The sequence below is a fragment of the Isoptericola sp. NPDC057653 genome (assembly GCF_042799955.1).
GTDB lineage: Bacteria > Actinomycetota > Actinomycetes > Actinomycetales > Cellulomonadaceae > Isoptericola.
Genome location: NZ_JBHVHP010000002.1, coordinates 260213 through 276316 on the forward strand (window position 1 = coordinate 260213; position 16104 = coordinate 276316).

Here is a 16104-nt window from a genome sequence, read left to right on the forward strand (position 1 = left end):
GGCACCTCACACCTCCTCGAACGCGGCGAGGAGCCGCACCGTCGCCGCGACCGTGCCCTCGTTCGTCACCTTGAACACCTGCGGCCCGTCGGCGACGAGCCGGCCGAGCACGTCCGCGTTGGCGAGGACGAAGGTGCCGTCGACGGCGATCGGTTCGCCGTCGGTGGCGTCGTGCGCCGGGACGACGGTGACCGACGCGCCCTTGCCGCCGGTCGTCTCCGTCGCGGCGATCGCCAGCAGCGTCAGGGCGACGTCGTCGGGCACGAGGGGGATCTCGGCGGTGTCGCCCGCCTGGCCCTGGGGCGCGAGCGCGGCGTCGGAGACCACGTAGCTGTCGGGCGTCAGGGGAAGGCTGACCGGGAGCACGGGACCGCCGGCGACGCTGACGCTCGCGCTGAGCGAGATCTGCACCATGGTGACCTCCAGGAGGCGGGAGCGGGGCGGGTGCGGGAGGGCGCACGGCCGGTCGGCGACCGGACCCGCCCAGCGTCGCGCGCGGTCGTCACCGGGCGGTCACCACGGCGTCACGGCGCCCGCGAGGGTGCCGACGCCTCCGCGTGACGGGCCCGTGACGGGGGGTTGACGGCCCCGGGCGATGCTCGCAGTGGCCTGGACCGTCGAAGGAGCCGTCATGAGCATCGCCACCAGCTACCCGGGCGTGTACGTCACCGAGGTGCCCAGCGGGAACCGCACCGTCACGGGCGTGGCGACGTCGATCACGGCGTTCGTCGGGGTCGCGCGCCGCGGCCCGGTCGACGTGCCGGTCCCCGTCAGCAACTTCTCCGAGTTCGAGCGCGCCTTCGGCGGCCTCGTGCGCACCAGCGGCCTCGGGTACGCGGTGCGCGACTTCTACCTCAACGGCGGCGGCCCCGCCCTGGTCGTGCGGGTGGCGCACCTGGAGGACGCCGACGCCGACCTGCAGGCGACGGCGGCGCGGCTCACGGTGGGCGACCTCACCCTGGAGGCGATCGGCCCCGGCGCGTGGGCGAACGACCTGGAGGCGACCGTCGAGCACCCCGCGGACCCCGACGCCACGGACATCGCGGCCGGGCAGGGCGTCGAGCCGGACGACCTGTTCACCCTCACCCTGAGCCTGGGCGACGAGGTCGAGGTGTACCGCAACGTCACCGTGGTGGACGGCCCGGCGCGCATCGGCCACCTGCTCTCCTCGTCGCGGCTGGTCCGTGCCACGGGCACCGCGCCCGCGACGCGGCCCGCGGCCAGCGGCGTCGACGCCGACGGTGCCCTCGTGCCGGTGACCGTCGCGACGGCCGACCAGGGGGCCGACGGCGGGCCCGTCGGGGCGGACGACTACACGGGCAGCGGGCGCGGGCTCCTGGCGCTGGAGACCGTGGACCTCGTCAACCTCCTCGTGGTGCCGCCGCCGACCCCCGCCGGTCAGCTCGACGCGTCCGTCTGGCCCGTGGCGGCCGACCTCGCCCGCCGGCGCCGCGCCTTCCTCGTGGTCGACCCGCCCCCGGGCCTCGCGCTCGACGACGTGGGCGCCTTCGTGACGTCCGCCGGGGTGACCGGGGAGAACGCCCGCTACGCCGCGCTCTACTACCCGCGGGTGCGGCACGCCGACCCGCTGCGCGGCGGCCAGCTCGACACGTTCGCCCCCGCGGGCGCCGTCGCCGGCGTGTTCGCCCGCACGGACGGCAGCCGAGGGGTCTGGAAGGCGCCCGCGGGTCTGGAGGCGGCCCTCACCGGCGTCGTCGCGCTGGAGCAGGACCTCACCAACGACGCCAACGGGCGCATCAACCCCGTCGGCGTCAACGCGCTGCGCACCTTCCGCGACGCCGGGTCGGTGGTGTGGGGGGCGCGGACGCTGCGCGGGTCGGACGTGCTCAGCGACGACTACAAGTACGTGCCCGTGCGCCGGCTGGCGAACTTCCTCGAGGAGAGCCTGTACCGCGGCACCCAGTGGGTCGTCTTCGAGCCCAACGACGAGCCCTTGTGGGCGCAGGTCCGGCTCAGCGTCGGGGCGTTCATGCAGGACCTGTTCCGCCGCGGCGCCTTCCAGGGCACCAGCCCGCGCGACGCGTTCTTCGTCCGGTGCGACGCCGAGACCACCACGCAGCTCGACGTCGACCGCGGCGTCGTGAACATCCAGGTCGGGTTCGCGCCGCTGAAGCCGGCCGAGTTCGTCATCATCTCGGTCCAGCAGAAGACGGCCGCGGCGGCGCAGTAGCGCCGCCCCCAACCAGGAGCCCGACATGGCTGAGTTCTCGGTCAACGCCACCCGGTTCGACCCGTACAAGAACTTCAAGTTCCGCGTGAAGTGGGACGGGAAGTACGTGGCCGGGGTGTCCAAGGTGAGCGCGCTGAAGAAGACCACCGAGGTGGTCAAGCACCGCCACGGCGGCGACCCGTCGTCGAGCCGCAAGTCGCCCGGCCGCACCGAGTACGACGCGATCACGCTCGAGCGCGGCGTCACGCACGACGTCGAGTTCGAGCGGTGGGCGGGCTCCGTGTGGAACTACGGCGCGGGCCTCGGTGCCGAGGTGTCGCTCGCGAGCTTCCGCAAGGACCTCATCATCGAGCTGTACAACGAGGCGGGGCAGCTCGTCCTCGCCTACAAGGTGTACCGGGCGTGGGTGTCGGAGTACCAGCCGCTGCCAGGCCTCGACGCCAACGCCAACGGCGTCGCGATCCAGTCCATCAAGCTCGAGAACGAGGGCTGGGAGCGCGACGTCGCCGTCGCCGAGCCGTCCGAGCCGTCGTTCGTCGAGCCCTGACGGCGGGCCGACCGTGCCGGGCCGGCCCGCGGCGACCCTCGACCTGTGGGAGGCGCTCGCGGCCACCGCGCCGCCCGCCCGCGGGGCGGCGGTGCTGGTGGCGCGGGGGCTGGCCCCGGACCTGGGCGCCGCGTGCGAGCAGCCCCTGGCCGCGGCGGCCGGCGCCGCGCTGGAGGAGCTGCGCGAGCGGGCCGGGGGCGTGCTCGAGACGGTGGTCGCCTGCCCGTCGTGCGGGGAGCTCCTCGACGTCCCGCTGCCGCTCGAGGGCGTCGCCGCGGACGGGGAGTTGGCTTGCCCGGAGGTCGAGACGGTCGGCCCGGTCGACGTGCGGGCCCCGACGACGGCGGACCTCCTCGCCGCCCTCGCCGACCCCGACCCCGGGGCGGCCCTGCGGGCCCGGTGCGTGCGATGGCCGGGCGGGGACGACGGCGCCGCCGACCCGGGGCTGGCCGACCCGGAGCTCGCCGCGCGGGTCGCCGCCGCGGCCGAACGGCTGGCGGGCGCGGCCGGGGTCTCCGTGCGCCTGCGCTGCCCGGGGTGCGACGCGGACGTGCGCGCCGACGTCGACGTGGTGCGGCTCCTCACCGACCGCGTCGACCAGCAGGCGCGCGCCGAGCTCGCCGAGGTCGCGACCCTCGCCGCCGCGTTCGGGTGGACCGAGCCGCAGGTGCTCGGCCTCAGCCCCGCGCGCCGCGCGGAGTACCTGGCCCTCGCGGGCCGGGCTCGCACGGACGGCGGGTTCCTGCGCGCGAGGGGCGGGGCGCCATGAGCGACGTGTTCGACCGCATCGCGGCGCGCGCCGCGGGCGCCCCGGCGGCCCGGCTCACCGAGCGCCGGGACGTCTGGTCGGCCGAGCCGGCGGTCGGCGTCCCCGGTGGGGCCGCGCCGCGGGCGGGAGTGCCGGGCGGAGGACGGTGGCCCGCGCCCGCGCGGGAGGAGGGTCCGACGCCGGCCACCCCGGAGGGGCGGGCGGCCGCAGGCGGGCGCCGGGCGTCGCGCCCGGGCGGGGAGGGCGTCGCGACCCGCGCGGTCGGCCCGGGCGCGCGGCCCGACGGGTCCGCCTCCGACCTCGGGGCCGCCGGGCCGTCCCCGTCCCGCTGGTCCGGCGCGACCGTGCCCGACGACGTGTCCGCGGGCCCGGCCCCGCGGGCCCGTCGCGGCGATCCGCGCCGGGGGGCCAGCGCCGTCGACGGCGGCGCGGTCGCGGGCCGGGGCGGCGGCGGGCGCGGTGCGGTGCGGCCCGGCGCGTCCGGGCCGACCCAGGACCGGCTCGAGCAGGGTGGCCCGGCGCCCGGCCGGGCGGGCGCAGGTGCCCTCGGAGCGCGGCCCGAGGGCGACGAGCGCGACGCCGCCCCGACCGATGCCGCCCCGACCGATGCCGCCCCGACCGTTGCCGGCGCGAGCGACGCCGCTCCGACCGACGCCGCTCCGACCGACGCCGCCCCGCAGCGGGCCCTGCTGCCGGGCCTCGCCGGCGCGGCGTCCGCCCTGCGTCTGCGCGGCCCGGGCCCGGAGACCCCGCCGGGGGGCGTGCGGGACACCGGTGCGCCCGAGGGGCCGGCGCCTGCGCCCCGGCGGGACGGGTCGGCGCGAACGCCACGGGACCCGGCGAGCGCCGCCATCGCGCCGGAGGATCTGCTGCGGGAGCACGTCGCGCCCGCGCTCGCGGGCCGCGGCGTCCTGGACCTCGCGGCGGGCGACGACCTGGCCGCGCCCGGCCTGGGGCCGGTCGAGGCGCCCGCGGGCGCCGTCGTGCACGTCCACGTGGAGCGCGTCGACGTGCACCGGCCGGCGCCCGACCCGCCCCGTGCGGCGCGCGAGGGCGCCCGGGTGGACCACGCGGACTACCTCGCCCGCCAGCAGCGGAGGTGGCGATGAGCAACACCCACGCGATCGCGGCGGTCACCGCCACCCTGCGGGTCGTGCTGCAGCGGGCGGTCGACGCGGAGCCCGACCCCGTCGCGGGTCGCAAGGTCACGACGCTGCGGCCGGCGCAGCTCGCCGCCCTCGGCTCGGACGACGCCCCCGCGCGCGGCCTCAACGTGTTCCTCTACCAGGTGACGCCGAACCACGCCTGGAACCTCACCGACCTGCCGACCCGCAGCGGCGCGGGCGCCCTGGTGGCGCGACCGCTCGCCGCCCTCGACCTGCACTACCTGGTCACCGCGTACGGCGACGAGCCCGCCCTGGAGCCGCAGCGGCTCCTCGCGCGCGCCGCGCTGGCGCTGGCCGCGACGCCCGTGCTCACCAAGGACGTGGTCGAGGAGGCGGTCGACCTCCTGGGCGCCGAGACGGACACGGCCTTCCTGCAGCACGCCGACCTCGCCGGCCAGGCGGAGCCGGTCAAGCTCAGCCCGGCGCCGCTGTCGCTGGAGGAGCTGTCCAAGCTGTGGGGCGTGCTCGGCACCCCGTACCTGCTGTCCCAGGCGTACACGGCGACGGTCGTGCTGGTGGAGGCCGACGCGCCGCCCCGCCGCGCCCTGCCCGTGCGGACCCGGCGGATCGACCTGCGCACGTTCGCCCGCGCGGACGTCGCGGCCGTCACGACCCTCGACGGCGGGCCCGCGGCCACCGGCTCCACCCTCGTGGTCGAGGGCTCGGGGCTGGCGTCCGCGCACCCGTTCGTCGTGGTGGGGCGCACGCGGCTGGCGCCCGAGCCGGGGTCGACGGCCGCGCGCGCCACGGTCGTGCTGACCGACGCCGTGCCGGCCGGCGTGCAGGCGCTGCAGGTGGTGCACGTGCGCCCGGCCGACGCGCTGACCGGCGAGCCGGAGCGCGTGGTCGGGCGGTCGGACGCCGTGCCGCTGGTGGTCGTGCCGACGGTGGGCACCGTGAGCCTGGCGGGCGGCGAGGTCCACGTGCCCCTCGCGCCCCCGCTGCGCGAGGGGCAGCGGGCGGTCGTCACGCTGGGGCGCCTCGCGGAGGCGGGCGACCCGCCGGGCGCGGTGCAGCCGGTCGTCGCGGCCACGGTGCCGCCCGCGCCCGCCGGCCCGCCCGTCGCGGTGCTCGACGTCCCCGACGACGACCTGACCGCCGGCACGTGGCTGGTGCGCGTCGCGGTCGACGGCGTGGAGTCGCTGCCCACCCTGGGACCGGACGGCACGTACGACGCCCCGGCGGTGACCGTCCCATGACGCTGGCACCGAGCCAGGCCGCAGCGGCCGCGGGGGACTCCGGCGGCGCCGTCGCCTCCGCGGGCCGCACCGCCTCGGACGCCGGCACCGAGGAACGCCGCGACCTCACCGTCGCCGAGCTCGCCGTGGTGCGGGCCCGCCTCGTCGGCGCCGACCCGGTGCCCGCCGAGGCCGCGCTCGCCGCCCTCCGTGCCCGGACGGGGGTCCCCGCGCCGCTGGACGTGCTGCAGGACGGACTGGGGCTTTCGGGCTTCGAGCGGTCGGTGCTGCTGCTCGCCTGCGGGCCGGACCTCGTGGGCGACGTCGCGCGCGAGCTCGCCGAGCACGGCGGCGGCCCCCGGCTGACGTTCGCCACCGCGTTGGAGCGGCTGCCCGGAGCGCACTGGGACGCCCTGACCCACCGCCGCCCCCTGCGTCGCTGGCAGCTGCTGCGACTGGCCGAGCCGGACGCCGTGCTCACCAGCCCGCTCGTGCCCCCGGAGCGGGTGGTGCACCACCTGGTGGGCGCGGAGGGGACGGACGAGCAGCTGGAGCTCGCCAGCCGGCCGCTGGACGTCCCCGCCAGGCTGGGCGAGACGTTCGCCGCGCTCGTCGGCGACGTCGTGGGCCGCTGGGCGGGCGGCGCACCCGTCGTGCTGCGCGGGCCCCAGCCGCGCACCACGCGCGCCCTCGCCGCCGCCGCCTGCGCCGCGGCGGGCCTGTGGCCGCGCCTCCTCGGCGCGGACGCCGTCGACCCCGGCCCCGCCGGGCCCGCGACCACGCTCCAGCGCCTCGTCCGCGAGACCGTGCTGGCCCGGGTGGCGTGGGTGCTCGACGTCGACGACGCGCCCCCGCAGGCCGTCGCCGAGCTCGGCCGGGCCCTCGCCGGGACGGAGGCGCCGATCCTGCTCGTGGCCTCGACCCGGCCGGGCGGCGCGACCCTGGACGCGCTCGGCCTCGCCGTCGTCGAGGTGCCGCGCCTCGGCGCGGGGGAGCGACGGGCCGCCCTCGCCGGGGCGCTCGAGGACGTGGGGGCCAGCGCCCCGGACGACGCCCTCGACGCCGCCGCCGGCGCGTTCGACCTCGCCCTGCCCGACGTCGACGACGCCGCCGCCGAGGTGGCCGCCGGCGCCGACCTGTGGGCCGCCTGCCGCCGCCGGCCCCGCGCCGACGTCGGTGCGCTCGCGCGCGTGCGCACCGCCCGGGCGGGCTGGGACGAGCTGGTGCTGCCCGCCCGGCAGACCGACCAGCTGCGCGCCCTCGCCGCCGCCGTCCGCCACCGCACCACCGTGCTCGACGCGTGGGGGTTCGGCGCCCGCTCCGACCGCGGCCGAGGTACCACCGCCCTGTTCGCCGGCGACAGCGGCACGGGCAAGACGTTCGCCGCCGAGGTGATCGCCCACGACCTCGACCTGGACCTCGTGCACGTGGACCTCTCCCAGGTGGTCGACAAGTACCTGGGGGAGACCGAGAAGCGCCTCGCCCGCCTCTTCGACGCCGCCGAGGACGGGGGGATGGTGCTCCTGTTCGACGAGGCCGACGCCCTGTTCGGGCGCCGCTCGGAGGTCAAGGACAGCCACGACCGGTACGCGAACGTCGAGGTCGGCTACCTGCTGCAGCGGCTCGAGGCGTTCGGCGGGCTCGCGATCCTCACCACCAACGCGCGCAGCGCCCTGGACCCCGCCTTCACGCGGCGCCTCGCCGTCGTCGTCGACTTCCCCTATCCCGACCGCGCCGCGCGGGAGCGCATGTGGGAGCAGAGCCTGCCGCCCGCGCTGCCCCGCGCGGACGTGTCGACCACGGCGCTCGCGGCCGCCGACCTGTCCGGCGGGGCGATCGCCGCCGCCGCCCTGCAGGCCGCCTACCTCGCCGCCGACGACGGCGGCGTGCTCACCACCGACCACCTCGACCGCGCCGTGCGGTGGGAGCTGGCGAAGACGGGGCGCGTGACAGCGTCGCCGCTCGGAGGAGCTCGCCGCCGCGAGGCCGTGGGCTGACGTCCGCGCGCTGCGGCGAGCACTCCCATGCGAGCGCCCTCGTCCTTCACCCGCACCCGGCGCTTCCCCCGCGATCGGTGCTGCGGTAACTTTCCGCCAGTTCCCAGCGCAGTTTGTGGTGTTCACCGTCGAATGTCAGGGACGGTGCCTTCGGTGTGTTGAGCCGGGTTTGTCGCGCCTGCTGGTTGTTTGTTGTGGTCCTGGGCGGCGTTGAATGCGGAAGGTAGAAATCGGGAGATGGTTCTTCTTCTTGTTGTGATCCTGATTCTGGTGCTGGCCATGGGCCTCGCCGGCCTGGTCTTCAGCGCACGGGTTGCCATCTGGCTCGATCGCATGGTCGACAAACCATTCACGCGGGATGCTCGGGTCAGAGTAGAAGCTGCTACGGGAGGGCTCAGGCCGAGGGCGACGGTGATCGCGTCCTCGATGTTTTGTGTGGTTCTCGGAGCGTGGGGCCTGAGTGCGGCGTGGGGCGCCCGTTAGAGTTGCGCGTTCCACAGGTGGTACCCGGATGTGTTGAGCCCGTTCACTTTGCCCGCCAATTGAGATGTTGAACGTGCTGAAGTCCGGTGGATCTTCTCATTGAGATGCGCGCCGTCGGGTCATGGCCTCGTTCACCGCGGAGCCGGGGTCGGCGAGGTGCCGGCCGACCTGGCGCAGCTGCGCGTCGAACTCGGCGTCGAGCCGCTGGTACTCCTGGTCCCGTTCGCGGACGACGCGCGCGAACCCGCGCATCGAGGCCGCGAGCTCGGCGACGAACTGGCTCTCCCCGTGCAGGTCGGGGATCACGTAGAACGCGAGCGGCATCCGGGCGATGATCCACCACCACGTCTCGTCGAGGTCGTCGGAGATCGTCTGGAGCACGCCGGCGCGCTGCTCGATCTCCTGCGCGAGCTGGGGCAGCCTCGCCCGGTAGGGCGCGACCTCCTGCAGGGCGTCGATCATGCGCGACTCGTACGCGGACGCGGCGGCGCGGAACGCGGCGAGGTCCTGCGGGGCGACGCCCGCGACGCCGAGGTTCTTAACCGCGGCCTGCCAGTCCGGCCCGCGCCGGTCCTCGGGGACGGTCGACAGCCAGATCGCGGCCAGGATCCGGCGCGCCTGCACCGCGGACAGCCGCCCCCAGGCCGACTCGTAGTCCCCGCGCAGGCGGAGCGCGTCGGCCCTGGGGCCGGACGACGCGGTGGACGGGTGGGCGGCGAGGAAGTCCGCCTGGGCGTCGGTGATCCTCGAGCGGAGGTACGACTGCAGCGGGTGCGTGACCTTCTGGATGGTGGACGTGGTCTCCGGGGAGGTCGCCATCGACGCGATGTCGAGGAGGGTCCGGCCCATCTGGACCGCCGAGAAGGCGGTGACCAGCGCCTCGCCGGAGGACGACTCCTTCAGGGTGAGTCCCTGGTCGGCGGACAGCCCCGACGTGTCGATCCCCGTCACCCGGGCCGGCCGGCCGCGGGCCCCCGGGGTCGCGTCGTACTCGACCGTCACGGTGCCGCGACGCAGGCTCCCCGCCGTCGGAGCGGGCTCGGTGGTCGTGCTCCGGCCGGTCGACCGTGGCGGCACCGGCGCCACGAAGGGCGACTGCGCCTGCGGGGTGGCGGTCCCCGTCCGGGGCGACGGTCGCACGGCCGGCTCGGGCTCCGACCGGGGGAGCGGCGTGCTCCGGGGCGCGGTGCCGCCCCCGCCCCCGGTGGTGCCGTGCCCGGGGTCGGCGGGCACCGGGATGTCGGCACGGCGCGCGACCGTGAGCGCGGGCTTCCCGCCCTGGGTCGAGGACCGCGACGCGGTCTTCGGGGAGACGCTGCCCGAGCCCCGGACGCGCGCGCGGGTCGGCTCGTGCGGCTCGATGACGGTGAGGCCCCGGCTGCGCGCGTACTCCAGGAGGGCGGCGCGGCAGGTGGGGCAGATCGCCTGGTCCCCGACGACGACGAGCCGGCCGCCCGGCACCGTACCGGGCGCGTGCGCCTCGAGGGCGCGCAGCGCCACCCGCTCGGCGTGGTTCTCCGGGCCGCCGGAGTGGAAGATGCCCCGCGCGACGTCGACCTGCCGGCCGTCGGCGTCCAGCAGCTGCACCGCGGCGACGGTCTCGTATCCCTTGCCGAGGGCGGCCCCCGTCGCGGTCGGCGTGCCGGAGGCGTCCACGGCGAGCGACTTCGGGGGCACCGTCGCCGGCTTCGCGCGGTAGTCGTCGCCCGTGCCGCCGGAGGTCGACTCGAAGCCGCGCTGGTCCTGGGCGAGCTTCCAGAGCTCGTCGGGGGACAGGGGAGCCTGCGTCGCGGGGCCCGGCCCGCCGGCCTGGAGCTGGGGCCCGGTCGCCCCCGTCGCAGGGACGCGCGCGGGCGCGCCGGACAGGGCGAGCCCTGCGGCCTCGTCGGCGGCGTGCTCGCCGGAGCGGTCGGGGACGGCTCCCGCGGGCGGGCGGCCGCCCTGCTGCACGACGTGCGCCAGCTCGTGCGCGAGCAGCCGCTGCCCCGCGGCGGTGTCCGGGGCGTACCGGCCGGGCGCGAAGTCGATGTCGTCGCCGCTGGTCACGGCGACGGCGCCCAGCCCCTGGGCGCGGGCGGCGGCGGGGCCGTCGGTGTGCACCCGCACGGCGGAGAAGTCGTGGCCGAACCGCGCGCCGAACCATGCAGCCGTCGCCTCCGGGAGCGGTTCGCCCCCGGTCGCGGTCCCGGCGGCACGCGTGCGGGCGGCACGCGGGGCCGCGGGCTCCCGATCGCGCCGCACCGCGTCCACGTCTACTTCTTCCGCTTCGCGACACCGAACGCCTCGGCGAGCCCCGGGACCGTTCCGGACCGCGCGAACGCCAGGAGGTCGAACGTCACCATGACCCGCACGTCCGGGGTCCCCGCCGCCTTGGGTCCCTCCGGCAGGGACTGCTTCTGCTGGCCGAGGCCCGTGTCGGTGGGGAACAGCCGGGGCGCCGGGAGCACGGTCGGATACGTCCCTCCCGCCACGCTGAGCCCGGGCAGCAGACCGATCCTGCCCGTGCCGCCGGCGAGCGTCAGCGTGCGGGTCGCGGGGTCGTAGTCCCAGCTCAGGTCGGCGCTGAGGCTCAGGCCCTTCCAGCCGAGCCTGTCGCCGCCGAGCCTCAGCACGTCCGTGAGGTCGAAGCCCGTCCGGAACTTCCAGAGCTGCGGGCCGCCGGCCGTGCCGGTGGGCATGGTGTAGCTGAACGTCGTGAGCGTGGCGTAGGGGAGGAGTCCGAGCGGCGCGGCCAGGTTGACGCCCGAGAGGACCCGGCGCCCACCGGGGTCGCTGAGCAGTGCGCCTGCGCCCAGCCCGACGGTGCCCGCGCCGAACCCGACGAGCCCGGCCTTCTCGCCGCGGTCGAGCGATCCCCACTCCTTCGCGGCGCGGGCCCGGGCGGCCTCGGTCACCGGCTCGACGAGCTCCTTCTTCACCTTCTCGCTCTTCAGCAGCTCGTCGCCGACGGTCTTGAGCCCGCCGGTGACGACGTCGACCGGGTCGTCCGCCTTCGACGGCGCGGCCGGCGGCGCGCCGTCGTCCGGCTGGGGGCCCGAGGCTGCGCGGCGCGGCACGCTCACGGGCAGGCCTTCGACGGCGCGGTCGGCCGCGGCGTGCGCGTCGCGCTCGCCCGCACGGTCCGGGACCGTCGACGGCGGGACGCGGCCGTCCTGCTGCACGACGTGCGCCAGCTCGTGCGCGAGGAGACGGCGTCCCCCCGCGGTCCCCGGGCTGTAGGCGCCCGGCGCGAACCGGATGTCGCGGCCCGTCGTCGTCGCCCGCGCGCCGAGCCGTCGCACGCCGTCGTCGGTGCGCACGCGGACCGCCGAGAAGTCGTGGCCGAACGCTGCCTCCATCGCAGCGCGCGTGGGCGCGTCGAGGCCTTCGCCGGTGTCGGCCGCCCGCACCCCGACGCGAGCGGTCGATGTCGACGACCGCTCGCGGTCGACCTGCCCGGGGGCCGCCCGCCCGCTCATCGCGCACCCCGGCGGCCGTACGTCTCGCGGAGCGCGTCCAGCTCGTCGAGGGCCCGGTACTCGTCGCCGAAGTATCCGCCGAACGACCCCACGAGACGGAGCCGACCACCGTCGTCGGCCCACGGCCATGCCTCGTCGATCCAGCCGTCGCCGTGCGGCACCCCCGCGAACCCGCCGAACCGCGGCGGGGGCGGCTCGACGCGCACGGGGGCGGCGTAGACGTAGCGCGCCAGCACGTACAGGCGACCGGCCGCGTCGACCCCGAGCTCGCCGTGCGCCGCGCGCTCTGCCTCCACGTAGCGCGCGACGACGTCGCGCAGGGCGTCGTCGTCGAGCTCGGCGAGGCGCGCGCAGGCGGTCTCGACGGCGGCCTCCGCACCCGGACCCTGGGCGGGGTCGTCGAGGTCCGGCCAGGCGGGCATCCGCTCGAGCGTGGTCAGGGCGTCGCGGGCGGTCATGGGTTGCCGACCTGGTCCTGGGGCGTCTTGGCGACGTCGTCGTAGGTGACCGTCATCGTGTGGTCCTGGGCGGCGCCGTCGGACCAGCCGTCGGGCGCTGCCTTCATGTTCGGCAGCGAGCCGGCCTCGGGGACGGTGCTGCCCCAGGGCGGCTTCGTGAGCTTGTAGTCCTCGACGAAGGAGACCTTGCCCGTCTCCAGGATGGTGCCGCGGGTGTCGGCCGCCTCGCTGATCGTCCGGAACGTGTCGGACTGGTGGGCCTGGTCAGAGTCGCCGATGTAGACCTTCCCGTCGCGCACCTGCCAGCCCTCCCAGTACTCGGTCGGCGTGTTCCGCGCCACGACGGCCTTGCCGTCCTTGTCCTGGACCGACGGGTCGAACTTCAGGTGCTGGATCACCCAGCCGTTCTTCTTCCCGCCGACCGACCACTGCACCTTGTACTCGGCGGAGCCGCGCTGCGACAGCGCCTTCGCCTTCTGCTTGACGGCGATCGTCACGGCGCTCTGGGTCAGCTTCGGCTTCTCGGGGGCCGGAGCCGGGGCCTTGGCGTCGGCGGGGTGGGCGTCGGCGGGTGCTCCCGGCGCCTCGTCCCCGTCACCGCCGCGCCGCGGGCCGGCACCGGGCGCGACGAGGGCCACGGCTGCGACGTCGTGCCGCGCCACGGCGAGCGCGGACGCCTGGGGGTCGAGCGCGGCCGCGGTCGGCCCGTCCGTGCGCCGCCCCGACCGTGCCCTGCGGTCGGGGGTCTCCGCTCGCACCTGCGCCTGCCCGCTCACGGTCCTACGTCCCGTCCGGTCGCGCGGGCGCCGGCCCCGCGGGCCCGGCCGCGCCGCGCGAGACGCGCACGCGCAGCACGCCGTCGGCGAGCAGCTCGGTGCCGAGCACGGTGTTGCGACGCGAGTCGGCGTCCTCGGCGACGACGTCGAGCCTGACGCCCGCGTCGGCGGCGCGCCGCTCGACGAAGCCGAGCGTGCGGCCGGGCAGGTCGTCGAGGGGCAGCGGGGTCACCGGGCCGACGGGCGGGACCGGGCCGACGGGAGGCACGGGCGGCCGGGTGATCACGGGCACCTCGAGCATCGGGCGCAGCACGTCCGCGACGGCGGGGTCGAAGCGCGTGAGGTCGAGGCGGCCTCCGAGGTCCGGCCGGCCGGGGCGACCGCCGGCGTCGTCGGTGAACCAGAACCACGTCTCGAACCGCCCGCCCGTCACCTCGTCGGTGCTGGGCAGCACGAGGCGGGTGCGTCCCTCGTCGTCCAGGACGGTCTCCGTGTGGCCGTTGAGGTGCAGCGTCTCGAGCCCCTCCCGCCGGTCGCCGACCACGGCCCAGCCGTCGATCTGGAACCGCATCCGCAGCGGCATGGCGGGCTCGAAGAGCGTGTGCGCGGGGAGCCGGCGCAGGGTGGTGATCACGTTCTTGAGGACGGCGTCGAGCGGCAGGTCGTCGCCCGGTCGGCCGGGGGACCAGATGATCAGCGGCCCGTCGGCGTTGGTCACCCCGACGATCTCGATGGTGCGGCGCGCCCACACGCTGGTGCCGCCCCCGAACGGCGCGGACTCCTGGCCCACCGGCCACGGCAGCTCCAGCAGCAGCCGCACCACCGGCTTGCCCTGCACGCTCGACTGGTCCACGGGGGCGTCGAGGCCGACGGCGATGCCGGGGAAGTTCCCGCCGAGCTCGTCGAAGCCGTACACCTCGTCGTTGACCAGCTCCCGGCCCGAGAAGAACCGGATCGCCTTCACGTGGATCCCCGCCGTCCGCGTCCCGGGCGGGTCGAGCTGGGCGGTGACCTGGACCGTCGCTTCGTCGGAGTCCGGGAGCGCGACCGCGAGCACGTCGCTGCGGGAGTCGTCGAACACGGGCTGCCAGGCGAAGGCGGCGACGCCCGCCGCGTCGGCCCCCGCGACCGCCTCCGTGCCCGCTCCCGCCACCCCGGCGAGGGTCGCCGGGACCGGGGAGCCGTCGGGCAGCGGGAGGACGAGTCCGCCGTCGGTCGCGGTCGCGACGACCTTCACCCCCTCGCCGGGACCGCACGGGCTGTCCGCGGCGACCCGCACGAGGCGTGGCACGGTCCGGCCCGCCGCGGCGACCTCCTGGCCGTCGCCGCCGAGCAGCGCCAACGACGGCGTCGTGGCGAGCCGGGCGAGGGCGTCCTGCACGGTCGGGGCGTCGGCGAACCCCGCGCACGCGGGCGACCACGCCACCTGGCTCGCGACGGACAGCCGCGCGGTCGTGACCACGTCGACGTCGATCGCGGCGCCGTGGTCGTCCAGCCGGTGCGCGACGAGGGTCTGCGTGGTGGGCGCGCCGGCGGCCGTGAACAGGGTCCAGAACACGTCGGCGACGCCGTCGGCGTCGGTGCGCACCGAGACGTTGGACGCGTTCGGGACGGGGTCGTCGGGGTTGCGCAGCAGGCCGCCGTCGGGCGCGGAGAAGAAGACCAGCGCCCCCGCGACCGGCAGGCCGCCGTTGCGCACGACCACCCGCACCGGCTGCGGCAGCTCCGTGCCCGGCATCGCCTCCTGCCCGTCGCCGCCGACGAGGTCGATCGTCACGAGGCCGGTCAGGGGCGGGAACAGGCGCCGGCAGTCGCCGACCAGGGTCCAGCCGGCGGCCGTGCGGTCGAGCACGGCGAGCGGCGCCGTCCGGTGCACGGGCCCCAGCGGGGGCAGCGCCGTCGCCCCGGCGGCCGACCAGGGCCACTCGAGCGTGCCCCGGGCGGCCACGACGCCGTAGGCGAGGCGGGAGGTGCGCGCCGGCACCAGCCAGTGGTCGCCGACGGCGGGGTCCCCACCGGCGGGGAACGCCACCTCGATGCCGCCCTCGAGCGCCGCGAACGCCGTGGACAGCGCCCGTGGCGGGGCCTCCCAGCGCCGCACCAGCGGAGTCGCGCCGACGTCGGCGAGCGAGGCCGGGTGCCCCTCGGGCCAGGTGACGTGCAGCTCCCGGTCGGCCGCCTGCGTCACCTGGCCGACCCACCCGGGCAGGCCCCGCACCTGGCGCTCGGGGCCGGTGACCTCGACCCAGCTGCCCTGGCCGATCGACAGCTCGTCGTCCCGGCCGGTGCGGTCGATCGTGAGCAGGCCGAGGGTGCCGGTGACGGGGGAGTCCTCGAGGCGCACGAGGCCCGCGACCACCGAGCCGTTCTCGCGCGACCACAGGAACCGGGCGACGGACCCCACGACGTCGTGCACCTGCACGCGGTAGAGCTGGTTCTCCAGGCGCGTGTACCCGCCGCCCGCGGTGATCGAGCAGGGGTCGTCGGAGGCCGCGGCCTCCTGGAGGCGCACCCGCATCGCGCGGGGCGTGCGGGCGCCGGCGTCCGCCACGTCCGAGCAGACCTGGTCCGCGGCGGCCGCCGCGAGCCGCACCTGCCACACGGTCTGCGTCCGGAGGGCGGTGTCGGGGCCGCCGAGCGCCGACTCGAGCAGCTCGGGCCGCTCGTCGGGCGTGACGAGCCGCTCGGACACGTCGAGGTACGCCGCCCAGCGCCCGGCGGCGGGCTCCGGCACCTCCAGGAACGGCTGGTCCGCGAGCGGCGCCGGCGCCGCGGACTCCACGAGCGCGCCGCCGACGGTGTACCGCCCGGCGGTCACGAGCAGGTCGGCCCAGGCGGCGTCGACCGGGGGCAGCCCGGTCGTGGTGTCGACGATGCCGAACGGGCCGGCGCCGCCGTCCGGCGCGGCCGGCCCGCCGGAGGCCCCGACGACGTCGGCGGTGCGCACCTCGTCGTGGTGGGCGGCGATCGCCGCCTGCTCGTTCCACTCGGCGTCCAGGAGCACGCGGCCCTGCTGCATGAGCACCGAGCGGTAGCCCTGCGTCGCGTCGAAGGTCCAGCGGGTGAGGTCTGCGTGCATGG

At 77.0% G+C, this 16104-nt stretch carries 12 protein-coding genes; 6 read left to right on the plus strand and 6 right to left on the minus strand.

What is annotated here, in order from left to right; all coding sequences use genetic code 11:
* Window positions 1–6: 6 nt before the first annotated feature.
* The gene (locus ACFU9A_RS12405) at window positions 7–414 is read right to left on the minus strand and encodes a hypothetical protein (protein WP_430575587.1); all 408 of its coding nucleotides are present in this window, start codon (window positions 412–414) and stop codon (window positions 7–9) included.
* A gap of 217 nt (window positions 415–631) precedes the next feature.
* On the opposite strand from ACFU9A_RS12405, the gene ACFU9A_RS12410 reads away from it, so the two are divergent.
* From ACFU9A_RS12410 to ACFU9A_RS12435, 6 genes are read left to right on the plus strand one after another with little or no spacing between them, the layout of a single operon-like run.
* Window positions 632–2191 (plus strand): phage tail sheath family protein, encoded by a 1560-nt coding sequence (locus ACFU9A_RS12410; RefSeq protein WP_430575588.1) that lies wholly within the window; start codon window positions 632–634, stop codon window positions 2189–2191.
* Between the two features lie 25 nt (window positions 2192–2216).
* Entirely contained in the window at window positions 2217–2738 is a 522-nt protein-coding gene (locus tag ACFU9A_RS12415) for a phage tail protein (RefSeq protein WP_430575589.1), read from the plus strand.
* Between the two features lie 13 nt (window positions 2739–2751).
* Window positions 2752–3507, plus strand: a complete 756-nt coding sequence (locus ACFU9A_RS12420) for a hypothetical protein (RefSeq protein ID WP_430575590.1) — start codon at window positions 2752–2754, stop codon at window positions 3505–3507.
* Window positions 3504–4616, plus strand: coding sequence for a hypothetical protein (locus ACFU9A_RS12425; RefSeq protein WP_430575591.1), 1113 nt, complete (start codon window positions 3504–3506; stop codon window positions 4614–4616). Before ACFU9A_RS12420 ends, ACFU9A_RS12425 begins: the two co-directional genes overlap by 4 nt.
* Window positions 4613–5872, plus strand: a complete 1260-nt coding sequence (locus ACFU9A_RS12430; RefSeq protein ID WP_430575592.1) for a DUF4255 domain-containing protein — start codon at window positions 4613–4615, stop codon at window positions 5870–5872. The genes ACFU9A_RS12425 and ACFU9A_RS12430 overlap by 4 nt, the downstream gene beginning before the upstream one ends.
* Window positions 5869–7848 (plus strand): AAA family ATPase, encoded by a 1980-nt coding sequence (locus tag ACFU9A_RS12435; RefSeq protein WP_430575593.1) that lies wholly within the window; start codon window positions 5869–5871, stop codon window positions 7846–7848. The genes ACFU9A_RS12430 and ACFU9A_RS12435 overlap by 4 nt, the downstream gene beginning before the upstream one ends.
* A 579-nt stretch (window positions 7849–8427) precedes the next feature.
* Here ACFU9A_RS12435 and ACFU9A_RS12440 read toward each other — a convergent pair.
* Genes ACFU9A_RS12440 through ACFU9A_RS12460 form a run of 5 tightly spaced genes read right to left on the minus strand, consistent with a single transcriptional unit; the run spans window position 8428 to window position 16102 of the window.
* A complete protein-coding gene (locus tag ACFU9A_RS12440; protein ID WP_430575594.1) occupies window positions 8428–10581 on the minus strand; it encodes a DUF4157 domain-containing protein in 2154 nt (717 codons plus the stop codon).
* Between the two features lie 2 nt (window positions 10582–10583).
* Window positions 10584–11789, minus strand: a complete 1206-nt coding sequence (locus tag ACFU9A_RS12445; RefSeq protein WP_430575595.1) for a DUF4157 domain-containing protein — start codon at window positions 11787–11789, stop codon at window positions 10584–10586.
* On the minus strand, window positions 11786–12247 hold the full coding sequence (locus ACFU9A_RS12450; protein WP_430575596.1) for a hypothetical protein: 462 nt from the start codon (window positions 12245–12247) through the stop codon (window positions 11786–11788). The genes ACFU9A_RS12445 and ACFU9A_RS12450 overlap by 4 nt, the downstream gene beginning before the upstream one ends.
* On the minus strand, window positions 12244–13005 hold the full coding sequence (locus tag ACFU9A_RS12455; protein ID WP_430575597.1) for a hypothetical protein: 762 nt from the start codon (window positions 13003–13005) through the stop codon (window positions 12244–12246). The genes ACFU9A_RS12450 and ACFU9A_RS12455 overlap by 4 nt, the downstream gene beginning before the upstream one ends.
* 22 nt (window positions 13006–13027) lie before the next feature.
* Window positions 13028–16102, minus strand: coding sequence for a DUF6519 domain-containing protein (locus ACFU9A_RS12460; protein WP_430575598.1), 3075 nt, complete (start codon window positions 16100–16102; stop codon window positions 13028–13030).
* Between the last annotated feature and the right edge of the window lie 2 nt (window positions 16103–16104).

Bases quoted from the DNA above. Each gene is read 5' to 3' on its own strand.
- ACFU9A_RS12405 (WP_430575587.1), bottom strand. From the start codon at position 414: ATGGTGCAGATCTCGCTCAGCGCGAGCGTCAGCGTCGCCGGCGGTCCC.
- ACFU9A_RS12410 (WP_430575588.1), top strand. From the start codon at position 632: ATGAGCATCGCCACCAGCTACCCGGGCGTGTACGTCACCGAGGTGCCC.
- ACFU9A_RS12415 (WP_430575589.1), top strand. From the start codon at position 2,217: ATGGCTGAGTTCTCGGTCAACGCCACCCGGTTCGACCCGTACAAGAAC.
- ACFU9A_RS12425 (WP_430575591.1), top strand. From the start codon at position 3,504: ATGAGCGACGTGTTCGACCGCATCGCGGCGCGCGCCGCGGGCGCCCCG.
- ACFU9A_RS12430 (WP_430575592.1), top strand. From the start codon at position 4,613: ATGAGCAACACCCACGCGATCGCGGCGGTCACCGCCACCCTGCGGGTC.
- ACFU9A_RS12435 (WP_430575593.1), top strand. From the start codon at position 5,869: ATGACGCTGGCACCGAGCCAGGCCGCAGCGGCCGCGGGGGACTCCGGC.
- ACFU9A_RS12445 (WP_430575595.1), bottom strand. From the start codon at position 11,789: ATGAGCGGGCGGGCGGCCCCCGGGCAGGTCGACCGCGAGCGGTCGTCG.
- ACFU9A_RS12450 (WP_430575596.1), bottom strand. From the start codon at position 12,247: ATGACCGCCCGCGACGCCCTGACCACGCTCGAGCGGATGCCCGCCTGG.
- ACFU9A_RS12460 (WP_430575598.1), bottom strand. From the start codon at position 16,102: ATGCACGCAGACCTCACCCGCTGGACCTTCGACGCGACGCAGGGCTAC.